The sequence below is a fragment of the Vescimonas sp. genome (assembly GCF_057856985.1).
In genome coordinates this window covers 293,641-316,055 of sequence record NZ_DBLZXX010000001.1, presented here as the reverse complement: position 1 = coordinate 316,055, position 22,415 = coordinate 293,641, and the positions used below count along the sequence as shown (strand labels likewise).

The 22,415-nt window shown below is 62.3% G+C and carries 17 protein-coding genes and 1 tRNA gene; 10 read left to right on the top strand and 8 right to left on the bottom strand.

Going from position 1 to position 22,415, the window contains the following annotated elements; all coding sequences use genetic code 11:
• Window positions 1-28 precede the first annotated feature (28 nt).
• Genes ACZM22_RS01460 through ACZM22_RS01450 form a run of 3 tightly spaced genes read right to left on the bottom strand, consistent with a single transcriptional unit; the run spans window position 29 to window position 3,049 of the window.
• Window positions 29-913 (bottom strand): isocitrate lyase/PEP mutase family protein, encoded by an 885-nt coding sequence (locus ACZM22_RS01460; protein ID WP_489542864.1) that lies wholly within the window; start codon window positions 911-913, stop codon window positions 29-31.
• Between the two features lie 37 nt (window positions 914-950).
• A complete protein-coding gene (locus ACZM22_RS01455) occupies window positions 951-2,141 on the bottom strand; it encodes a CaiB/BaiF CoA transferase family protein (protein ID WP_489542863.1) in 1,191 nt (396 codons plus the stop codon).
• 11 nt (window positions 2,142-2,152) lie between these two features.
• Window positions 2,153-3,049, bottom strand: a complete 897-nt coding sequence (locus tag ACZM22_RS01450) for a hydroxymethylglutaryl-CoA lyase (RefSeq protein ID WP_489542862.1) — start codon at window positions 3,047-3,049, stop codon at window positions 2,153-2,155.
• A 274-nt stretch (window positions 3,050-3,323) separates the two neighbouring features.
• Here ACZM22_RS01450 and ACZM22_RS01445 point away from each other — a divergent pair, with 274 nt between their 5' ends.
• On the top strand, window positions 3,324-4,391 hold the full coding sequence (locus ACZM22_RS01445) for a LacI family DNA-binding transcriptional regulator (RefSeq protein ID WP_489542861.1): 1,068 nt from the start codon (window positions 3,324-3,326) through the stop codon (window positions 4,389-4,391).
• Between the two features lie 136 nt (window positions 4,392-4,527).
• On the opposite strand, the gene ACZM22_RS01440 is transcribed toward ACZM22_RS01445, so the two are convergent.
• A complete protein-coding gene (locus ACZM22_RS01440; RefSeq protein ID WP_489542860.1) occupies window positions 4,528-5,817 on the bottom strand; it encodes an aminotransferase class V-fold PLP-dependent enzyme in 1,290 nt (429 codons plus the stop codon).
• A 39-nt stretch (window positions 5,818-5,856) separates the two neighbouring features.
• Window positions 5,857-7,224 carry a Na+/H+ antiporter NhaC family protein gene (locus ACZM22_RS01435; RefSeq protein WP_483268811.1) on the bottom strand — a complete coding sequence of 456 codons (1,368 nt, stop codon included), beginning with the start codon at window positions 7,222-7,224 and terminating at the stop codon, window positions 5,857-5,859.
• 217 nt (window positions 7,225-7,441) lie between these two features.
• Here ACZM22_RS01435 and ACZM22_RS01430 point away from each other — a divergent pair, with 217 nt between their 5' ends.
• A complete protein-coding gene (locus tag ACZM22_RS01430; RefSeq protein ID WP_489542859.1) occupies window positions 7,442-8,296 on the top strand; it encodes a MurR/RpiR family transcriptional regulator in 855 nt (284 codons plus the stop codon).
• Between the two features lie 189 nt (window positions 8,297-8,485).
• On the opposite strand, the gene ACZM22_RS01425 is transcribed toward ACZM22_RS01430, so the two are convergent.
• The gene (locus ACZM22_RS01425; RefSeq protein ID WP_489542858.1) at window positions 8,486-9,298 is read right to left on the bottom strand and encodes a mechanosensitive ion channel family protein; all 813 of its coding nucleotides are present in this window, start codon (window positions 9,296-9,298) and stop codon (window positions 8,486-8,488) included.
• 260 nt (window positions 9,299-9,558) lie between these two features.
• Here ACZM22_RS01425 and ACZM22_RS01420 point away from each other — a divergent pair, with 260 nt between their 5' ends.
• The 5 genes from ACZM22_RS01420 to ACZM22_RS01400 are packed head-to-tail and all read left to right on the top strand — an operon-like array spanning window position 9,559 to window position 18,256.
• The gene (locus ACZM22_RS01420; RefSeq protein ID WP_489542857.1) at window positions 9,559-9,813 is read left to right on the top strand and encodes a helix-turn-helix domain-containing protein; all 255 of its coding nucleotides are present in this window, start codon (window positions 9,559-9,561) and stop codon (window positions 9,811-9,813) included.
• Window positions 9,810-12,257, top strand: coding sequence for an MMPL family transporter (locus tag ACZM22_RS01415; protein ID WP_489542856.1), 2,448 nt, complete (start codon window positions 9,810-9,812; stop codon window positions 12,255-12,257). The genes ACZM22_RS01420 and ACZM22_RS01415 overlap by 4 nt, the downstream gene beginning before the upstream one ends.
• Window positions 12,241-16,242 (top strand): hypothetical protein, encoded by a 4,002-nt coding sequence (locus ACZM22_RS01410; protein WP_489542855.1) that lies wholly within the window; start codon window positions 12,241-12,243, stop codon window positions 16,240-16,242. Before ACZM22_RS01415 ends, ACZM22_RS01410 begins: the two co-directional genes overlap by 17 nt.
• A 21-nt stretch (window positions 16,243-16,263) precedes the next feature.
• Window positions 16,264-16,869 (top strand): cytidylate kinase-like family protein, encoded by a 606-nt coding sequence (locus ACZM22_RS01405; RefSeq protein WP_489542854.1) that lies wholly within the window; start codon window positions 16,264-16,266, stop codon window positions 16,867-16,869.
• A 16-nt stretch (window positions 16,870-16,885) separates the two neighbouring features.
• Window positions 16,886-18,256: an MATE family efflux transporter gene (locus ACZM22_RS01400; protein WP_489542853.1), complete on the top strand. Its 1,371-nt coding sequence runs from the start codon at window positions 16,886-16,888 to the stop codon at window positions 18,254-18,256.
• A gap of 298 nt (window positions 18,257-18,554) precedes the next feature.
• Here ACZM22_RS01400 and ACZM22_RS01395 read toward each other — a convergent pair whose 3' ends face one another.
• Window positions 18,555-20,606, bottom strand: a complete 2,052-nt coding sequence (locus ACZM22_RS01395; protein ID WP_484424344.1) for an elongation factor G — start codon at window positions 20,604-20,606, stop codon at window positions 18,555-18,557.
• A 258-nt stretch (window positions 20,607-20,864) separates the two neighbouring features.
• Between ACZM22_RS01395 and ACZM22_RS01390 the strand changes: the two genes are divergently transcribed.
• The 3 genes from ACZM22_RS01390 (at window position 20,865) to ACZM22_RS01380 (ending at window position 22,062) form a co-directional block, all read left to right on the top strand.
• A tRNA-Leu gene (locus ACZM22_RS01390) sits at window positions 20,865-20,947 on the top strand.
• Between the two features lie 138 nt (window positions 20,948-21,085).
• Window positions 21,086-21,220, top strand: a complete 135-nt coding sequence (locus ACZM22_RS01385; RefSeq protein ID WP_484437869.1) for a hypothetical protein — start codon at window positions 21,086-21,088, stop codon at window positions 21,218-21,220.
• A complete protein-coding gene (locus ACZM22_RS01380; RefSeq protein WP_444029679.1) occupies window positions 21,217-22,062 on the top strand; it encodes a pyridoxamine kinase in 846 nt (281 codons plus the stop codon). The genes ACZM22_RS01385 and ACZM22_RS01380 overlap by 4 nt, the downstream gene beginning before the upstream one ends.
• 51 nt (window positions 22,063-22,113) lie before the next feature.
• Here the strand turns inward: ACZM22_RS01380 and ACZM22_RS01375 are convergent, their stop codons facing one another.
• Window positions 22,114-22,332, bottom strand: coding sequence for a helix-turn-helix domain-containing protein (locus ACZM22_RS01375; RefSeq protein WP_444029678.1), 219 nt, complete (start codon window positions 22,330-22,332; stop codon window positions 22,114-22,116).
• Window positions 22,333-22,415: the final 83 nt, after the last annotated feature.

Sequence of the window (22,415 nt, the reverse complement as noted above, 5' to 3'; positions counted from 1 at the left end):
GCGTCCCGCCGGGCGGGACACGTTTCGCTTACCGCAGCTTTTTGGCAACGCTGTCGAACCGGTTCTCCTCCAGTTCTCTCACAAGAGGCAGGCCGATGAGGTCGTTGAATTGGGTGAAGTTCACCATCTTTCCGGCGCTCAGATCTACGGTGCCGGTAGCCTTCAGCTCGCCGAGCACGTCCAGCACGGACTGCATGGCCGCATACAGGGTGGATACCGGAAACACCACCAGCCGATAGCCCAAGTCCTGCAGCTCCTGCGCAGTAAGGTAGGGAGTCCTGCCGCCCTCCACCATGTTGGCGATGGTGGGCTTGGCGATGGCCTCGTTGACCATGCGCATTTCCTCCACACTCTCCAGCGACTCCACGAAGATGATGTCGGCCCCAGCCTGCTCATAGAGCCTGGCCCGGCGAATGGCTTCCTCCACGCCATGGTTGGTACGTGCGTCGGTGCGGGCGATGATGAGGAAGTCGGGGTCCTGCCGCGCGGCTGCGGCGGCGCGGATCTTGTTGACCATTTCTTCCGCGTCCACCACCTGCCGGCCCAGCATGTGGCCGCATTTCTTGGGCGTGGTCTGGTCCTCCAGCTGGATGGCGGCAACTCCAGCTCTCTCATACTCCCGTACGGTACGCACCAGATTCACCACATTTCCGAAACCGGTGTCGCCATCGCAGATAACGGGAACGGACACGGCCGCACACATATCCTTGGCCCGCTCCACCATCTCGCTCATGGTCATCAGGCCCACATCCGGTGCGCCCAGCTTGCTGGCGGACTGTCCGTAGCCCGTCATGTACACGCAGGGAAAGCCCGCGGCTTCCGCCAGTCTGGCGCTGAGCGCGTCGTATGCGCCCGGCAGGACCAGGATCTCCTTGGCGTCCACCAGTTCTCGCAGTCGTTTTCTTGCCTCCATACACACTCCTTTCTCTAACTCTACACAGAGCGCCGGATCAGATCACGTGGTCCTCTGCCAGCGCCTCCAGCTGCTCTTTGTCCAGACCCAGCAGCTGGCCGTAGATCTCTTCATTATGCTGGCCCAGAGCCGGTGCGCAGGTCACGACCTCCGGCATCATATCCAGCAGCTTGACGGGGTTTCCGTTGACGCGCATATCGCCGATGACCGGATGCTTCACGGGGATGAACATCTGGCGGTCCTCCACGACATGAGGGTCATGGCTGATCTGGTGCAGATCGTTGATGGGGGACGCGGGGACGCCGGCGGCATTGATGGCGTCGTAGGCCTCCGCCGCCGTCACGGTGGTGCTCCACTTCTCGATCTCCACCTTCAGGGCGGCGTGGTTCTCGCAGCGCAGGGCGTTGTTCAGGAAGCGGGGGTCGGTCAGCAGGTCCTCGCGGTGCAGCACCCTGGTACACAGCAGGTTGAACAGCTTATCGTTGCCGCAGCCGATGACGAAGCTGCCGTCCTTGGCCTTGAAGGAATCATAGGGATAAGCGGAGGCGTAGCGATTGCCGATACGGCGGGGCAGCTTGCCGGAGGCGAAGTAGCGCTGAGTACCGGTCTCCAGACTGGAGATCACGCTGTCCACAAGGGCCACATCCACGCGCTGGCCCTTTCCGCTGAGTTCTCTGGCGTGCAGCGCCGTCAGGACGCCGATGGTCAGATTCATGCCGCCCAGCACATCGCCGATGGCGGTACCCACACGCAGAGGCTCGCCGTCCGGCTCGCCGGTGATGCTCATCAGGCCGCCGTAGGCCTGGGCGATAATGTCGTACCCGGGGCGGGCGGAGTTGCGGCCGTAGCTGCCGAAGCCGGAGACGGCGGCGTAGATGATGCGGTCATTGACCTCCTTCAGCACGTCGTAGCCCACACCCAGCTTGTCCATGACGCCGGGGCGGTAGTTCTCCACCACCACGTCAGCCTTCTTCACCATGGCCAGAAACAGCTCCTTGCCCTTGGGGTCCTTCAGGTTCAGCGTAACGCTCTTCTTGTTGCGGTTCACGTTGGCGTAGTAGAGACTGGAATTGTTGACGAACGGGCCCATGCCGCGGGTGTCGTCGCCCTTGACAGGGATCTCGATCTTGATCACGTCGGCGCCGAAATCCGCCAACATCATGGTGCAGTACGGACCGGCCAGCACACGGGTCAGGTCCAGTACCACAATATCCTGTAAAGCTTTCATGGTTCCTCCTGTCAGCAGCACGGGCTCTTGGCCGCGATGTTCATCTGATGTCCGCTGTAAATGCCATCGATCTCGGCGTGCTGCTCCTTGGACAGCGCCAGCAGCCGCTCAAAGTCGATGCCGGTATCGTAGCCCATTCGCTGGAGCATGTAGACCAGATCCTCCGTGGCGGTGTTGCCGGAGGCGCCGGGGGCAAAGGGGCAGCCGCCCAGCCCGCCCAGAGTGGACTGCACGGTGTCCACGCCGGCCTCAATGGCCGCCAGCGTGTTCACCAGCCCCATGCCGCGGGTGTCGTGGATGTGGACCTGCATTTTGGTGTCGGGGAAGCGCTCTATGATGCTCTTCACGGTGCGGCGCACCTGGGCGGGATCGGCGATGCCGATGGTGTCCGCCAGATAGACGGTGTCCACATCGCAGCTGCGGATGCGCTCCACGAAGCGCAGCACCTTGTCCAGGTCGGGAATACCCTCGAAGGGGCAGCCGAAGGTGGTGGCCATGCCGATGCACAGCTGCAGCTCAGGGAAGCTCTCGCGGATGCGGCGCAGTTCCTCGAAGGACTGGTCGTGGGTGCGGTTGATGTTGGCTTTGTTGTGGGACTCGCTGACGGAGATCACATATGTCAGATTCTTCAGGCCGGCAGCCTGGGCCAGCTCAGCGCCCTTGAAGTTGGGGATCAGTGCCACCAGCTCCTTGTCGGGGTACTTCTCCACGCAGTAGCGGGCCACCTCACCGGCGTCCACCATCTGAGGAATGGCCCGAGGGCTGACGAACGAGGTGATCTCCATGCTCCGGATACCGCAGGAGAACAGCCCGTCGATGTATTTGAGCTTCTCCTCCGTGGGCAATACCTTCTTGAGGTTCTGCCAGCCGTCACGCGGCCCGCACTCAAGAACTTTGATCTTTTGCATTTTCTGTATGCCTCCTGTACACTTTTGAAATACGGTTAGCTTATTGTTGCTTAATTTTAATTTAACTAATTAAAAGATAGCGTTTTCGCTTAAAGATGTCAAGATGTTTTGCGCAGAATCAGGAATTTCAACAGAATTTATCCTCCGTTTTTGTGCAGATTTTCACCGTTATCGGCAGAAATCGCGGCGCATCTTCCGGGCAATTTATTTAAGTATTGACATTTGCGGTTAAAAAACGTATAATTAAGCAAGAAATTAAGGAGGTACACGGCACATGGGCGTTAAGCTGAAGGATATTGCGGAGCAGTGTGGCACATCGGTGGCCACCGTCTCCTATGTGCTCAGCGGCAAGGGAGTGGAGAGCCGTATCTCTTCCGAGATGCAGGAGCTGATCTTCGACACGGCGGAGCGGCTGGGATACGCGCGGAAGGCCGCGCCGCCCAAGCCGAAAAAGCCCCGCATCGCCATCTACTGGCCAAAAAAGGGGTTGGAGACCACGCTGGTGAGCATCATGAACGGGGTAAACTCAGCCATCCTGTTCGACACCGTGCCCATCAGCCTGACCATCTGCCCCTACGAGGCCAATAATCTCTATCTGGAGGACGACCTCTGGTCCAGCCGCGTATACGACGCGGCCATCATCGTCTCCGCCGGCGCGGGGGATCTGGCCACGCTGGCCAAGCGAAAGACCAAGATCCCCGTGGTGCTGCACAACCGCGTGCTGGAAGGTTACCCCTGCGTGTCCATCGACCAGGATGCCTCCGGCCGCATTGCGGCGGAGCAGGCTGTGTGCAAGGCGGGAGCCAACATCGGACTGGTCATCAATCCCGCCCAGTACCTGGGCCTGAACCAGCGCGCCAGCGCCATCAGCCAGACCTGCCAGGAGTACGGCGTGGACATCCACTCCCGCACCTTCTACTGTGAGAACAACATCGACGCGGGCTACGAGCTGGGCATCAAGATGATCCGGAACCACAACGTGCCCAAGGCCATTATCTGCACCTACGACATTGTGAGCTTCGGCCTGATGCGGGCGCTGATCGAGGCCGACTATCGCGTGGGCAGTCAGGTGCAGATCATCACCACCTGTACCTCCCTGCCCCAGTTTTTCGCCAAATCCACGCCGCCCATGACGGTGGTGGACCTGAAAATGGAGGAGGTCACCCACCGCGCCGTGCGGCTGGCTATCGATCTGGCCCTCCAGCGGCTGGACGCGGCGGACATCCGTCCCACCATCGTGACCCCCCAAATCATCTATCGGGAATCCTGCCCCGTGCCCACCTTTGAGGAGGCGGAGCATCTGGAGCGCTGCAGGGCCGCCCACTCCACCGAGGTTTCGTAACACAAAGAACACCGGAGAAAGCGTACGCTTTCTCCGGTGTTTTTTGTGTTATATGGCGGTTCAGGGCGGCAGGCAAAGCAAGACGCCGGACAGGAGGAAAACCTCCCATCCGGCGGTCTTTTTCAGACAGAGCCTTTTACTTGGCGAACTCCTCCGCCAGCTCCTTGGTGATGCGCAGATACTCCTCAATATCCTCCACCGTGTGGCAGTGCATCGGGGAAACACGGATGGCGCCGGTGAGGCCCACACCCTCCACGATGCGCTTGGAATACACGCTGCTGTTCACGCGCTCGAACACGGTGACGCCGCGCTTCTGATACTCTTCCACACACTTGGTCATATCCACGCCGTCGATACCCATGGCCACGATCAGGTCACGGTGCGTCAGATCCTCGGTGTCCACATAGACGTGGACGCCCGGGATGTGGCGCAGGCCGGCGGCCTTGTCCGTACCCTCCAGCATGGTATACAGCAGAGCCCGCTCCTGCAGATGGATGTGCTCCATGCCCACCAGAAACAGCTTGCGGCGATCGGTTTCCTTGGTGAAGTGGCCGCCCAGCCAGCAAACATAGTCCACCACGGCACTCATGGCTGCGAAGTTGCCGGGGGTGGGAGAACCCAGCTCCCAGATCTCCTCGGGACGCTGCAGCACCTTGCGGTGGGGCAGCTTGGCCACACGGTCGGACACGTAGCCGTAGCCCATGCCGCGGGTGCCGAAGAACTTGTAGGGCGCGAAGTTCACGCCGTCGAAGCCCAGCTTGTCCACGTCCATGGGGGCGTGGGGCGCGTGCTGCACCGCATCGGTGACGATGTAGATGTCGGGGTTGATCTCACGGGCGGCGCGGACGATGCCCTCCATGTCCATGATGGTACCGGTGATGTTGGAGGCGTACATGACGCTCAGCAGGCAGGTGTCCTTGTCCACCACGCGGCGGATCTCCTCGGGGTCGATGCCGCCGGTTTTGGGATTGGCCTGAGCCACACGGAACTCCTTGCCAGTCTTTTCGCAGTAGTACTTCACGGCGTCGAAGGCGGAGGGATGCTCCAGCACGGAGGTGACGGCGTTGGTACCCGGGCAGTTCTCCAGAATGGCGCCCACCATCTGGAACATGCACTGGGAGGCGGTCATCTCCGTCAGCAGCGCGCCGCCGGAGGCGCCGAACACCACATGCATCACATCGTCGATGCCCCGCAGCTGGATACGCTTGAGCTCCTTGGAGCGGGCGTGTACGCGTTCCGGGCAATCGGGGAAGGCCTGGTACTTGGCCTGCTCCTCCACAGACGCCTTCAGGCGCAGGGAGCCGCCGGAGTTCTCAAAGAACAGACGCTTGCCGAACTCGGGGTCGGCATCCACATAGCAGAAGCGCTCCTTGATCTCCGCAGACAGGGCGGGGTCAAACAGCAGACCATGCTCATAGTTTTCCATAGGGATCTCCTTTTTCCATTCTATCTGTAAATGATTTGTTTACTTGGCAGCCTGGGGTTTGTCGAAGCGGCGGCCCACGCCGGTGATGGCGCTGAGGGTGAACAGGACGATCAGCATGATGCTCTGGAAGTTGTAGGGGATGAAGTCCAGGAAGGAGAAGGACTCACCCACCACACCGCTGGCGATGGCCAGACTCACCGCGTTCAGGCACACGGGGTTGTAGGGGACCAGACCGGCGAAGCCGGTGCTGATGCCGTCCATCAGGTTGGAGCCGCGGGTACGCTCGATGTTGTGAGTCTCCAGCAGCTTGCGGACCAGCGGGCCCACGAACAGGATGGTGATGGAAGCCGCGCCGATAGCCACGCTGCCCACGAAGCAGATCAGGATGGTGACCAGCTCCGCCTGACGCGGGGTCTTGCTGGCGTTATGCAGCTTGCCCAGCATGATGTCAAACACACCGCTGCGGGTGAGCATCTCCAGCAGGGCGAACATGAAGAAGCTGAAGCAGATGACGTTCAGCATGCCGGTGAGGCCGGCGCCGATGGGACCGGCGGCATCCACCATCTTGGCGGGCTCGATGAAGCCAAACACCAGGCACAGCACGAAGCCCACCAGGTCGCAGACGATCAGAGTGCCGATGAGGTTCCAGCCCTTGAGCATCAGGATGATCATGATGACGGGGATCACCAGCATGATCAGGGTCTTGGCGTAGGAGGCGTCCACCAGCTCCGGCAGGGTCACGGCCTCGGAGGTGCGGAAGCCGATGATGACGAACAGAACGGCGGAAACCACACCGGCGATCAGGGAGTAGGGCAGACGGGTGCGGACCACGTCGCGGACCTCAGCGCCCTGAGTCAGGGCAGAGGCGATGGTGGTATCGGAAATGGGGGCCAGGTTGTCGCCGAAGATGGCGCCGCTGACGATAGCGCCCACCACAACGGCAGGATTGGCGCCCACGGTGGTGGCCACGGGCAGCAGCACCGGCAGAACAGCCACAATGGCGCCGTTGGAGGTGCCGCAGGCCGTGGAGATCAGTGCGCAGATGATGAAGCCCACCAGCGGCAGGAAGCCGGCGCTGAGACCCAGCTCCGTCACCAGCCAGGTCAGGCCCTGGATCAGACCGCTCTGGCGCAGCTCCTGGGAGAGGACGCCGGCCAGCAGGAACGCGAAGATAATGACGCACAGGGTATCGTTCTTCAGGCCCGCGACCACCGCCTTCTCAAATTCCTTCTTGTCCTTGGCAAGCAGGAAGGCTGTGCACAGACCGGCGAAGCCCGCCATGCAGAACAGGACCAGAGAGACCTTCTGCAAGGCTGCAATGGTGATCATCAGTGCCATGAACACCAACAGCGGCAGGCACGCGCCGAAGGTGCCGCCATAGAACTGCATCTTCTTTTGATTTTCCATTTCTCATCTTCTCCTTTTTTTAGTGATTCCCGCCGAAAACGGTGGAGGATCATGGTCTCCGGCAGGTTTGTTCACATCTTATTCATATAAGACAGAAAGTCAATAGGTTTTCAACAATTTACATCGCTGCTGTTGCATTTTCTACAAAATATACAGTATAATGTTGTTGCAGCAACAACAATTGCCGCAGACTTTGTGACAGAAGGAGTTTTGCCCCATGAACACCAGCTTGCAGCAGCGCATTCAGAGCGCCGATCTCACCCGCACGGAAAAGCGCATCGCCGACTACTTTCTCGACCACAGTGAGTCGCTGTACTTCATGACCGCCCGAGACATCGCCCAGGAGCTGGGCGTCAGCGACACGTCCATCATCCGGCTGTGCCGCGCCCTGGGCTACCGCGGCTTCCGCGAATTGCAGGAGAGCCAACGGGCGGAGCTGGCTCAGGTCATGGAGAGCGGCCGCTACGTCATCCCACGGCAGCAGGTGGAGGGCAAGCTGGAGCAGTACCAGAACTGCAGCCCGTTCCAGTGCCTGCAGCTGGCCATGGAGACGCTGCAGGAGACGTACCGGAAGAACCGGCCGGAGAAATTTGAGCGGGCCGCCCAGCTCCTTTTGCAGAGCGAGCACATCTTCATCTCCGGCTTCCGCGGCTTTTCCGGCTCCGCCCGTTATATGGGGGTGCTGCTGTCCCAGTACATCAACCGCGTCACCTACTATTGCGATGCGGACACCCGCTGCGTGGAGGGCCTCATTGACTACGGCTCTCAGGACTGCGTAGTGGTTTTCGGCGCAGAGCGCTACTCCCGCATGTCCTGCGTGCTGGCCCAGATCGCCCGGGACGCCCACTGCCGTCTGATCGTTATCACCGACAAGCTCACCGCACCTCTGGCCGTGGGGGCGGACATCGTGCTGCTGGCGGATTTCACCAGTCCCACCGCCGTCAACTCCTATCTGGGTGTGAACTTTCTGGTGGAGGCCATCGCCTTCGAGGTCAGCCGCCAGCTGGGCGTCTTTCCCCAGCAGCGGCTGTCCCGCATGGACCACTACCTGTCGGAGCTGCGTCTGTATTGATGCGTGCCAAAAAATGAACAGCACCCCATTTGTTAGACAAGCATGGTAAAATACCTGTACTAAGAAATGGGGTGTTTTTCTATGTCAAGGGGAGCAGGGAGCACGCGGTATACACCGAAATTCAGGAAAATGGCCGCAGAGGCGATGCCGCAGGAGCCGCCGGTCCTGCGGCCGAAGGGGTAACGGCGCTTACCTCTCCACCAGATGGACGTTCAGGTGGTCGTAGGTCATCTCCACTCCCGCCGCGGCAAAGGCATCGCGCAGGTTCTCGTTCAGCGCGAAGAAAGCGTTCCAGTAGTCCTCCGCCCTGGTCCAGCAGCGGACGCTGTACTCAATGGCGCTGCTGCCGTACTCCGTCAGATACACCACCGGCGCAGGCTCCTGCAGCACATTGGGCGTGGCCGCCACCGCCGCCAGACAGGCGGCCTTCACCGTCTCGGTGGGCGCGTCGTAGGAGGCCGTCACGGTCCGCACCACCCGCCGCCGGCCCATGGCCGTGTAGTTGATGATGCGGCTGGAGGACAGCTCCTTGTTGGGCTGCATGACGAACTGGCCGTCCGGCGTCTCGATCTTCGTATGGTTCAGGGTGATCTCCCGCACCGTGCCCACGGTGTCCGCCACCTCGATGTCGTCGCCGATGTTGAAGGGGTGGGATGTCAGGATCACCAGACCGCCGGCCACGTTGCCCAGAATGTCCTCCGCCGCCAGAGTCACGCCCAGCGTCAGCACCGACACCAGCGCCGTCAGGGACGAGGTGTTCAGTCCCAGGGCCTCCGCCGTGATGATGCCCGTCAGCAGATAAAGTACCACCTTGGCCGATGTCAGGACGATCTGGCGCAGGCGGGCAGTCAGCTTTTTGCTGCGGTCCAGCAGCCGTTTGGCCAGCTTTAACAGCAGCCGCGACACGATGAGGCACACCAGCAGCGTCAGCACCGCCGACAGAATGCGGCTCAGGCTGTACCCTCCCAGCGATGTCTCCAGTATTTTCGAAAGCTCTTGCATCGGAATGTCTCCTTTCTCATGCTGACACCAGTATAGCAAATTCCCCGCCGCTGCGCAATCGCATTCATAAAGAGGGGGCGGAACACAGTGCGTTCCGTCCCCTCTTTATCCGCTCTGCACCCCGCCGAAAACATCCCTGTCTCCCCCGCCGGAGCTTGTCGCAGCTGCACAAAATATCTGCGTTTGCCAATTTTTACTTGCCAGGCAGGGCCGGCTCTGCTATGATAGACGCGAAAAATGCCAAAAAAGGGGGTACTGCCATGGGCATATCCTACAACAACCTGTTCAAGCTGCTCATCGACAGGGGCTGGTCCAAAACGGAGTTTGCCCGCAAGGTGGGCATCAGCTCCAACACGCTGGCCAAGCTGTCGAAAAACGAGCCGGTGTCGCTGGAGGTGCTGGTGCGCATCTGCCGGCGGCTGGAATGCACACTGGGCGACGTGGTGCAGATCCTGCCGCTGGCCGCTATGGAGAAGCTGCGCACCGCTGCGGAGGAGGGGATACACAGATCATGAGCCAGACCAACGCAAACGGCGCCACGTTCATGGAAAAGCTGTCCACGTTCATCGTGGATAAGCGGAATCTGATCTTTCTCATCACCATCATCGGCCTCATTTTCTCCGCCTTTGCCCGTAACTGGGTCCAGGTGGAGAATGACCTGACCTTCTACCTGCCGGACAGCTCTCAGACCAAGCAGGCGCTGGCCGTCATGGACGAGCAGTTCGTCACCTACGGCACGGCGGAGGTAATGGTGGCCAACGTCACACCGGCCCAGGCTCAGAAGCTGGCTGACAAGCTCCGGGACATCGAGGGTGTCCAGAGCCTGACCTACGACAAGACCACCGACCACTACAACGACATGTCCGCTCTGTTCTCCATCACCTTCGCCTACGACGAGGATGACGACGCCTGCCTGACGTCTCTGGATGCGGTGAAGGCAGCCCTCAGCGGCTATGACCTCTACGTCTCCACGGATCTGGGCAATACCCAGCAGGAGACTATTGAGCATGAGATCAGCGTCATTATGATCTACGTGGCCATCGTCATTGTCATCGTGCTGACCTTCACCTCCGAGACCTACGGCGAGGTGCCGGTGCTGATTTTGACCTTCGTGGTGGCGCTGGTGCTGAATCAGGGCACCAACTTCCTGATGGGCAAGATCTCCTTCGTGTCCAACTCCGTCACCAGTATTCTGCAGCTGGCGCTGTCTATCGACTACGCCATCATCTTCTGCAACCGCTTCAAGGAGGAACACCGGCTGCTGGACCTGCGGGAGGCCGTCATCGTCTCCCTGAGCAAATCCATCCCCGAGATCGGCGCCAGCAGCCTGACCACCATCGGCGGTCTGGTGGCCATGCTGTTCATGCAGTTCAAACTTGGCCCCGATATGGCCCTGTGCCTCATCAAATCCATCCTGTTCGCGCTGCTGTCCGCCTTCGTGGTGATGCCGGGCCTTCTGATGCTGTTCGGTCCCCTCATCGACCGGACGCAGCACCGCAGCTTCGTGCCCAAGATACCCTTCGTGGGCAATTTCGACTACGCCACGCGGCACGTGGTGCCCGTGATCTTCGCCCTGCTGATCACCGTGGGCTTCTTCCTGTCCTCCCGCTGCCCCTTCGCCTACGGGTACAGCCTGCTGACCACGCCCATCCAGAACGACAACCAGATCGCCGAGCAGATGATCGAGGACACCTTTACCTCCAGCAACATGCTGGCCCTGATGGTCCCCGCCGGCGACTACGACAAGGAGGCCGCCCTGCTGGCGGAGCTGGAGCAGTATGATGAGGTGGACCACACCATGGGCCTTGTGAACATCGAGGCCATGGACGGCTACACGCTGGCGGATAAGCTGACGCCCCGTCAGTTCGCGGAGCTGGCCGGTCTGGACTACGAGGCCGCGCAGGTGGTCTACGCCGCCTATGCCGCCAACAACGGCGACTACGGCCAGCTGGTGGGCCATCTCTCCACCTACAAGGTGCCGCTGCTGGATATGTTCCTGTTCGTCTGCGACCAGATCGACGCCGGTGTGGTGACGCTCAGCGACGACCAGACCGCCGCCCTGAAGGACGCCCAGACCCAGATGCTCAGCGCCAGGAACCAGCTGCGGGGCGAGGATCTCAGCCGTATGCTGGTATACCTGACCCTGCCGGAGAGCGGCGATGAGACGTACGCCTTCACCGACAAAATTCTGGACATCGCCCAGAAGTATTACCCCGACCAGAAGGTATATCTGGCCGGCGACTCCACCAACGAGTACGACTTCGAGAAGTCCTTTGCCATCGACAACAAGGTGGTGAGCATCGTGTCCATTCTGGTGGTCATGGTGGTGCTGCTGTTCACCTTCAAGTCCGCCGGTATGCCGGTGCTGCTGATTCTGGTGATCCAGGGCTGCATCTGGATCAATTTCTCCGTCCCCGCCGTCACCGGCAAGTACCTGTTCTATCTGAGCTACCTGATCGTCAGCTCCATCCAGATGGGTGCCAACATTGACTATGCCATCGTCATCGCCAGCCGCTATCAGGAGCTGAAGGCGAAGATGGCCCAGCGCAGCGCCATTGTAGAAACGCTGAACTTTGCCTTTCCCACCATCATCACCTCCGGCGCCATCATGTCCATCTGCGGCTTCCTCATCGGCAGTATGACCTCGGAGCCCGTCATCGCCGGCATCGGCGAGAGTCTGGGCCGCGGCACGGTGATCTCCATCATCATGGTCATGTTCGCCCTGCCCCAGATCCTGCTGATCGGCAGCCGCGTCATCGACAAGACTTCCTTCTCCGTGCCATCCGTGGTGGCCAAGAAGAACAGCCGCGGCCGCATGACGGTGAACGGTATGGTGTACGGCCACATCAACGGCACGGTCCGTGGCATGATCCACGCCACGGTGGAGGGCGATGTAGACCTGACCATGCTCTCCGGAGCGGAGGGAGAGGAGGTACCCGACGATGAGGAAGAAGATTGACATACGGCATCTGGCCGCGGCTCTGCTGGCAGCCCTGATGCTGCTGGCCTGCCTGCCCGTGACGCAGGCCGACGCTGCCGGCAATACCATCCACATCTCCTCGGAAGCGGAGCTGCGGGATCTGGCCGCCAGCTGCGCGCTGGACACCTGGTCCCGCGATAAAAACGTGGTGCTGGACAGCGACCTGACGCTGGCGGACCCGTCCTTCCTGCCCATCCCCACCTTCGGCGGCAGCTTTGACGGGCAGGGTCACACCATCCATAATGTCAGCATAACGGACAGTCTGTCCCCCGCCGGCCTGTTCGGCGTGGTACAGGCGGGCGGCTCCGTTCGCAGCCTCCATGTGGTGGGCACCGTCACCCCCTCCGGTGACGGCCGAAGCGTGGGCGGCATCGCCGGCGAGAACAACGGTGCCATCGAAAAGTGCAGCTTCACCGGCACGGTGTCCGGTCAGGTATACGTAGGCGGCATCGCCGGTCACACCGGCGCCTCCGGCAGTATCCTGGCCTGTGAGACCCGCGGCGCGGTCATCGGCGACAGCATGACCGGCGGCATCACAGGCTATAACGAGGGCCTGCTGGCCGACTGCACCAACAGCGCCTGCGTCAACGTGGAGAGCACCGATCCCCGTCTGGATCTGGAGGATCTGGATCTGACGCTGACGCCGGACCTGTCCAAGCTGGGGCAGGCCAACGCCGGCGCCTCCGCCGCTGATACCGGCGGCATCGCCGGATACAGCGCCGGTACGCTGTCCGATTGTGTGAACCACGGTGCCGTGGGCTACCAGCACATCGGCTATAACACCGGCGGCGTGGTGGGCCGCAGCTGCGGCCAGCTCCTGCGCTGCCGGAACGATGGCTCCATCGCCGGACGCAAGGACGTGGGCGGCGTGGCGGGCCAGATCGAGCCCTATATCCAGGTGGACGCCTCTCCCACCTATCTGTCGGAGCTGAACCGCCAGCTGTACGAGCTGAAGTCCCTGACCGATCAGGCCGCCAATGACGCCCAGGACGGCGCAGGCGGCGTGTCCGACCGGCTCAAAGACATGAACGACTACCTGAAGGACGCCCTCTCCGACCCGCAGGACCCCCTGGCCGCCATCACGGGCTTCGGCAGCCGCCTGAACGACCTGAACAACAGCGCCTCCGGCTCGGTGGACACCGTGGCGGACGACCTGCGGGACATCAACAGCAAGTTCAATGAGGTATCCAACACCGTGCTGGCCGCCATCTCCGCCGCCGGCGACCCCGCCTCCGTCATTTCTGACGGCTCGCAGGGGAACATCGACAAGATCACGCTGGGCAAGACCTCTGCCTGTACCAACAGCGGTACGGTCAGCGGCGATGTCAACACCGGCGGCATTGCCGGCTCCATCGCCATCGAGTACGAGCTGGACCCAGAGGATGACGTCAGTGCCAATCTGGACGGAGAATACCGCCGGCAGTACGAGTACCGCGCCGTAGTGCAGCAGTGCGCCAACACCGGTGCCGTCTCCGCCAAGCGCAGCAACACCGGCGGCATCGCCGGGCGCATGGACCTCGGCCTCATCATCTCCTGTGAGAGCTACGGCAGCGTGGAAAGTGACAGCGGCAGCTGCGTGGGCGGCATCGCCGGTCTCACCGCTGCCACCGTCCGCAGCAGCTATGCCAAGTGTACCCTCAGCGGCAAAAAATACGTGGGCGGTATCGTGGGTTCCGGTGTGGCGGAGAGATCCGACGGCAGCGCCAGCACCGTTACCGGCTGCTGGTCGCTGGTGGACATCACCGGCTGCCAGCAGTACGAGGGCGCCGTCTCCGGCGCGGACACCGGTACGTTCACCGATAACTATTTCGTCTCCGACACACTGGCGGGCATCAACCGCCAGAGCTTCGCGGGCCGCGCGGAGCCTGTGAGCTTCGACACCCTCGCCGCGGCGGAGGGTATGCCCGGCGGCATGACCACCTTTACCCTGTCCTTCGTCTCCGACGGCAAGGTGCTGACCAGCCGCACCTTCTCCTACGGCGCATCCTTTGACAGCAGCGTCTATCCGCCGCTTCCGGAAAAGGACGGCATCTACGCCCACTGGGATCGCACCGACCTCCACGGCCTGCATCTGGACACGGTGGTCACCGCCGTCTATGACGCGCTGCTGCCCACCCTGTCCTCGGAGCAGACCCGCGAGGACGGCCGTCCCGTCATTCTGGCCGGCGGTGACTTCAACGACGGCGACACCATGGCCGCCACAGCCCTGACTCTGACACCGGAGGAGTTCCACGCGGCAGACGGCAGCTTCGCAGACCGCGCTGCCAACTGGTTCTCCTACCTGAAGGAAGGGCAGCTGCCGCCCCTGACCGTGAACCGCCGCGTGGCGGAACAGTGGCGGGTATCCCTGCCCGATGACGGCCAGGAGACCCACACGCTGCGCTACCTGCCGTCTCAGGACGCATCGCATCTGCGGCTCTATGTCAACGACGGCGGCGGCTGGCAGGCCGTGTCCTACGACACCGTGGGCAGCTACCTCTCCTTCACCGCAGGCGGCGCCAGCCCCGAATTCGCCGTGGTCACCACCGCATCGGTGTGGTGGCCGCTGGCCGCGGCCATCGCCGTGTGCGTGGCCATCGTGCTGGCGATCCTGCTGGGACGGCGTCACCGCCGCCGGCGGAAGGCCGCCGCAGTCTCTGCCCCCGAGACGGTGGAGAATGCCGTTGAAAGCACGGGAACGCCCGCCCGCATCTCCCGCCCGGCCAAGAAGAAAAAGCGGCGCTGGTGGATCCCCGTCAGTATCGTTGCGGGCATCGCCGCTGCGGCAGCGGTGCTCCTGGCCGCCACTGGTCTGGGCCGCCAGCTCAACGCCTGGCGTCTGCTGCACCGCGCCCTGAACGCCGACTCGCTGGCCATGACCGTCTCCGTCCAGAGCGGCGAGACCTTCACCGCCAGCGCCGATGTCTGCCGCACCAGGGCCGACACCACCCGCATCGTCACCGTCCGGTGGCAGGGCGTGACCGTCTACTGCACCGGCGATGCGGTGTATCTGGAGAACGGCCGCGCCTACCGTCTGAGCAGCAGCATGACCCTCTCCGACCTGGCCGCTCTGTTCCGCAAGGCCCATGTGGACTGCGAAAAGACGGATGCGGACACCCTGTATACGGCGGCGCTGGCCGCCGCCGACGCGGACGCCCTGCTGACGCTGCTGGAGCCGGAGGTGGGCGACCTCACCGGCATCGACAGGCTCACCGCCGTGCTGACCGTGGCCGATGGCCGCGCCCGGTCCCTCCAGCTCACTGCCGGGCCGGAGGACGCCCCCGTTCTCACCGCTGTGATGGATTTCACCGCCAAGGTCACGGCGCCCCAGGTGCCGGAGGCGGTGACCGCCGCCATCGCCGGCGGTACGGAGCCGGAGAATACCGTGCTGCCCGCGGATACTCTGCGCCTGCTGCGGTCCTGGGCCGCCCTGCGCAGCAGGGAGGTACTGGCCGCCGACCTGACGCTGACGGCGGATTGCGGCCCTCTGGTGCTCCGCGACACCCTGCAATATGACCGCCGCACCGTGGACGGTCAGGATTTCACCGCCGTCCGCAAGGGCGCGCTGAGCCTGTACTTCTCCGGCGATAAGCTCTGCGATGCGGAAGGCCATGTTCTCACCACCGATGACGCTCTGGCCTCCCAGGCCCGGCTCCTTCAGCTGGCCTACCAGCTGGTGCTGAACGGCACCGCCGCCTGCACCCAGACCGGCGGCACAGATACCTATACTCTGACGCTGGACGAGGCGGGAGCTGCGGAGTTTGCCGCCGCCATCGCGCCGGATATCCAGTCCCAGCACGTCGCCTTCACCGGTGGCCGCGTCACCATGGAGGTGCAGGACACCCAGCTGTGCAGCGTCCGTATCACCTGCTCCGGCAGCATCAGTGTGGCGCTGACGGAGGCCAACGCCTCCCTGAGCGCCGATATCCGGTTCGTCTCCCGCAATTACCCGTTCCCCCGCGCGGTGCTGAATGCGCTGCAATAACAAAAGAGAGAAGGCAATAGCATGGGAAACCGCATCATCTGCATCAGCCGCCAGTTCGGCAGCGGCGGCCATGAGATCTCCGTCAAGACCGCGGACCTGCTGCGTCTGCGCGTCTATGAAAAGGAGCTGGTACATCTGGCCTGCGAATACGGCGAGCTATCGGAGTCCGTCATGAGCGATTCCGATGAAAAGGCCACCAACCCCTACCTGTTCCGCACCGTCCACGAGGGCAACTACCATGTCGTGCGGGGCAAGCCCACGTCCGAGGTGCTGTTCGCCCTGCAAAGCCACGAGATCCGCCGCATCGCCCGCAGGGAGGAGTGCGTGTTTGTGGGCCGCTGCGCCGACTATGTCCTGCGGGATGCGGATGTCCGCCTGCTGCGGGTATTCGTCTCCGCGCCGGAGGAACAGCGCATTGCCCGTAAGATGGAGCAGGAGCATCTGACCCAGCCTCAGGCGGTGCGGCTGCTGCGGAAAATGGACAAACAGCGCCGGAAATACTACGAGACCTACACCCACCATGTCTGGGGCGACAGCACCAACTACGACCTGTGCATCGACACATCCACCTGTACGCTGGACGAGGCGGCGTCCCGGATCGCCGACCGCTTCCGCGCCATGGCGTAGCGTCAGAAGGGCTTTTATGCAGCAAGACAAGACATTTCTCGGTACGGAGCCGGTAGGGCGGCTCCTGTTCCGGCTGGCGGTCCCCACGGTGACGGCCCAGCTGGTAAACATGCTCTACAACATCGTGGACCGCATCTACATTGGTCACATGCCCGGCGACGGAAGCCTGGCCCTCACCGGCGTGGGCGTGTGCATGCCCCTCATCATGATCGTCTCCGCCTTCGCGGCACTGGTGGCCTCCGGCGGTGCGCCCCGTGCCTCCATTGCCATGGGCCGCGGCGACCACGCCGGCGCGGAGCGGCTGCTGGGCGGCTGCGCTGCCCTGCTGCTCCTGTTGTCCCTGACCCTCACCGCCGTGCTGCTCCTGTGGGGCCGCGACCTCCTGCTGCTGTTCGGCGCCAGCGAGAACACCGTTGCCTACGCCGCCGACTACATGGGTGTCTATGCCGTCGGCACCGTGTTCGTCCAGCTGACGCTGGGCCTCAACGCCTTCGTGACGGCCCAGGGCTTCGCCCGGACCGGCATGCTGACGGTGCTCATCGGCGCGCTGGCCAATATCGCGCTGGACCCGCTGTTCATCTTCGCTCTGGACATGGGCGTGCGGGGCGCGGCGCTGGCCACCGTGCTGTCTCAGGCCCTGTCCTGCGTCTGGGTCACATCGTTCCTCTGCGGCAATAAGACGCTGCTGCGCCTGCGGCGGGAGAACCTGCTGTCCGGTCTGCGGCTGGTGCCGCCCTGCATCGCGCTGGGATCGTCCTCTTTTGTCATGCAGGCCAGTGAGAGCGTCATCTCCGTGTGCTTCAACTCCTCCCTGCTGAAATACGGCGGGGATCTGGCCGTGGGCGCCATGACCATCCTCACCAGCGTCATGCAGTTCGCCCTGCTGCCCCTGACCGGTCTGTCTCAGGGCGCTCAGCCCATCACCAGCTACAACTACGGCGCCCGGAACACAGACCGCGTCCGGCAGAGCTTCCGCCTGCTGCTGCGCGCCTGCCTCATCTACTCTATGATGCTGTGGGCCTTCGTGATGCTGTGCCCCCGGGTGTTCGCCGGTCTGTTCACCACCGACGCGGCCCTGCTGGCCTTCACCTCCAGGGCGCTGCGCATCTACTGCGGTGGGCTGGGCCTGTTCGGCATCCAGATCGCCTGCCAGATGACTCTGGTCTCCACCGGAAACGCTGTCTGCTCCATCATTGTAGCGGTGCTGCGGAAGTTCGTGCTGCTGATCCCCCTGATCTACATCCTGCCCTGCTTCCTGCCGGACCCCACAACAGCCGTCTATCTGGCGGAGCCCGTGGCTGACGTGCTGGCGGTGACGTTCACCGCCGTCCTGTTCTCGGTGCAGTTCAAAAAGTCCCTGCAAAAGCTGGAGACGCCCCTGCAATGATTTATACCCAAAAGCGCGCAAAAAAGCGCCCGTCCGGAAGGACGGGCGCTTCAGCTTGTCAAAAAAGTCCGAACGGACTTTTTTGACAAGCTGCCAGCAAAATCGCAAAATAAAAACAGTATTTTTTTGCGATTTTGGCCGCTGCGGCGGGTGATTGAACGCGAAAGGGAACCCTAACGGTTCCCTTTCACACTATCCTTCCCTCCGATACTTGTGCCCGGGCAGGTTTTTCGACAGACTCAAGCGCCCGTCCTTCCGGACGGGCGCTTTTCCGTTCTTGTCGCTTGTCGTATATCCCTTACTCGGCCTCGGCCAGCGCCTTGGCGGCGGCGATCGCCTTCTCCTGAGCTGCGGCGGGGCAGTCCTCGTAGCGGACGAAGTTGAAGGTGAACGTACCGCGGGACTGGGTCATGGACCGCAGATCAATGGCGTAGCTCATCATCTCGGCCATGGGCACCTCGGCCTCCAGTACGGTCTCGCCGTCTCCGGTGGGGTTCATGCCCATCACACGGCCGCGGCGCTTGTTCAGGTCGCCCATCACGTCGCCCACGTAGTTGTCGGGCACGGTGACCTTCAGCTCACCGATGGGCTCCATCAGCACGGGCTTGGCCTCGGGCAGAGCGGCCTTGAACGCCAGGTTGGCGGCCAGCTTGAACGCGATCTCGGAGGAGTCCACGGGGTGGTAGGAGCCGTCCACCAGGGTGGCCTTCAGGAACACCACGGGATAGCCGGCCAGCACGCCGTGCAGGCAGCTCTCGCGCAGGCCCTTTTCCACGGCGGGGAAGTAGTTCTTGGGCACGGAGCCGCCGAACACGTTCTCCTCAAAGATCATATCCTCCTGCTCGCTCTGGGGCTCGAAGATAATGTGAACATCGCCGAACTGGCCGCTGCCGCCGGTCTGCTTCTTATAGCGGCCCTGCTTGCGGACGGTGCTGCGGATCTTCTCACGATAGGCAACACGCGGGGTATCCAGCTCGGAATCCACGCCGAAGCGGGACTTCAGCTTGCTGCACAGCACGTCGATCTGGATGTCGCCGGCGCCGGAGATCACGGTCTGGTGGGTCTCGGCGTTGTTGGTGACGGAGAAGGTAGGATCCTCCTCGTTCAGCTTGTTCAGACCGGTACCCAGCTTCTCGATCTCCTGCTTGGTCTTGGGGGAGATCGCCCGCTCGTAGCAGGCGGGGGCAAAGGCCAGAGGTGCAAACTTCACATAGGTCTTGGGCTCGCACAGGCTGTCGCCGGTCTTGACCTTGTCCATCTTGCCGATGGCGCCGATGTCGCCGCAGCAGATCTCCTTGGTCTCCTCGGTCTTCTTGCCCTTCATGACGTACAGACGGCCCAGCTTCTCAGTGTTGCCGGTGGTCATGTTGTACAGGGACATATCGCTGGTGACCTTGCCGCGGATGACCTTGATCATGGAGAACTTGCCGTACTGGTCGGAGATGGTCTTGAACACGAAGGCAGCGGCGGAGCCGTTGGGATCGTGAGCCACCTCAATCGCGTTGCCGTCGTCGTCTTCAGCGGCCTCGGCGGGCATATCGGTAGCCACGGGCACCAGGTCCACGATGGTCTGCATCAGCATCTCCACGCCCATACCGGTGGCGGCGCTGCCGCACAGCACGGGGCACACGCTGCCCTCGCGCACGCCGATCTGCAGGCCCTTGGCCATGTCCTCGGCGGACAGCTCCATGGTCTCGAAGAACTTCTCCATCAGCTCCTCATCGGCGCCGGCGGCGGCCTCCATCAGCTCAGCGCGGAGGGCCTCCACCTCGTCGGCCATGTCGGCGGGAATAGCACACTCGCCCTTGGCGTCGTAGGCTTTGTTGTGCAGCAGGTCCACGATGACGGTGACGGCCTTGTTGCCGTCGGCCTTGGTGGCCACGATGGGGGCAATGGCGGTGCCGTACTTGGCCTTGACGGCCTCGATGCAGGATGCGTAGTCGGCGTTGGCCTCCTCCACGCGGTTGATGAACATCATGCGGGGCTTCTTGCCCAGCATCTTCCAGGTGCGCTCCATGCCCACGGACAGACCGTCCTTGGCGTTGCCCACGATGACGGCGCACTCGGCGGCGCGGATGGCGCACACCGCCTCGCCGGAGAAATCGAAGTTGCCGGGAGCGTCCATGACGTTGATCTTCTTGCCCTTATACATAACGGGGGCAAAGGCCAGGGAGATGGAGATCTGGCGCTTGATCTCCTCGGCGTCGTAGTCGCAGGTGGTGTTGCCGTCGGCGGTCTTGCCCAGACGGTCGATGCCCTTGGTCATAAACAGCATCTGCTCGACCAGCGAGGTCTTGCCGGACCCGCCGTGGCCCAGCAGCGCAATATTGCGAATGTCATTAGCAGTCATAGTGGTGATGTACTCCCTTCATTTTCTTCAAGTCCGCCGCCCACACGGCTGCGGACAGTAGCTCAATGAACCGATTATAGCTTATATTGCAGGACCTGACAACCATTATTTTGTGGATTTGTAGGAAAATTCCCTGTCCGCGCAGGCTTTTTCGGCAACTTATACAATTTCTCTTCCGCCGTACTGGGCAGGTCGACGAGGGCCGGCAGACATCCCTTGCGCCGCCGCAGAAAACGTGCTATAATGGCGAATGTATTTGCGGGCATGATGGAATTGGTAGACATGCGAGATTTAGGTTCTCGTGCTCACGCGTTGGGGTTCGAGTCCCCATGCCCGCACCAAAAATGTCCGCCCCTGCGGGCCGTCCCTTTTTGGTGCGCGCTTTTGCGCTGCAAAAGCGGTCGCCTGCGGGCGGATAACCGAACGCGCAAGGGAAACCCGATCAGGGTTTCCCTTGCATATCTTGAACAGAGGACGCCATGGCGCACACGCTGGATGACCGGCTGATCTGCGAGATCTTGTCGGTGTCGGAGGAGATACCCGCCGACCGCGTGGACATGAAGCGTTTTCAGCGGCCGGAGGGCTGTCGGACGAAACAGGAGGAGCTGCCATGAAACGTATCGCATCCATACAGGATATCTCCTGCCTGGGCCGCTGTTCCCTGACCGTGGCGCTGCCGGTGATCTCCGCTCTGGGCGTGGAGTGCGCCATCGTGCCCACCGCTGTCCTCAGCGCCCACACCGCCTTCCCCGGCTTTGTCAGCCGCGACCTGACGGACCAGCTTGACGCCATCGCCGCCCACTGGCAGGCCCAGCACGTCCACTTCGATGCGCTGTATACCGGCTACATCGCCTCCGTGCCCCAGGTGCAGCAGGTGCTGGACTTCTTTGACGCGGTGAAAAGCCCCGATACCATGATCTTTGTGGACCCCGCCATGGCGGACCACGGCAAGCTCTATTCCGGCTTTGGCCCCGACTTCCCCGCCGCCATGGCGCGGGTGGTGGCCCGGGCCGACGTGGCCATGCCCAACCTGACAGAGGCATGTCTCCTCACCGGTACGCCCTACCGCGAGGACATGGACGAGCCCATGACCCGTGAGCTGCTGCAAAAAGTAGCGGCGCTGGGTGCCGGAAAAGTGGTGCTCACCGGCGTGTCCTTCACGCCGGACAGGCTGGGCGCCATGGGCTACGACAGCGCCGACGGCCGGTTCTTCACGTGTCTGGACCGGCGGCAGACCGGCTCCTACCACGGCACCGGCGACATCTTCGCCGCCACGGTGGTGGGCGGCATGATGCGGGGCCTGCCGCTGGAAGGTGCCGTCTCTCTGGCGGTGCGCTTCACCCTCTCCTGCATTGATGTCACGGCTCAGGACCCCTGCGCCGCCTGGTACGGCGTGGAGTTCGAGAAGGCCCTGCCCCTGCTGTGCGACGCCGCCCGCGCCCTGCCTGAGAATTAAAAAGAATAAAAGAGCACCCGCGGCTATGCCGCGGGTGCTCTTTTATCATCGTCACCTGCTGCGGGGATAGGGCTTCTTCTCGTCGGTGAGCCCCGCGAGATAGTCCATGCTGGTGTTCAGTGCCAGTGCCACGCGGCGGCACTGTTCAAAGCTGAGATAGCGCTCGCCCCGCTCGATCTTGGAGTACGCGCTCTGGTCGATGCCGGTCAGCATCTGCATCTTGACCTGCGTAAATCCCCGCTCTTTTCTGAGTTCCCGTAATCTGCTCATCAAAAATCACCATAAATATTATGACAAATTGTCCTATTGCATTTAGGGTTAAATTGTCCTATAATTTTTGCAGGGGGTGATGT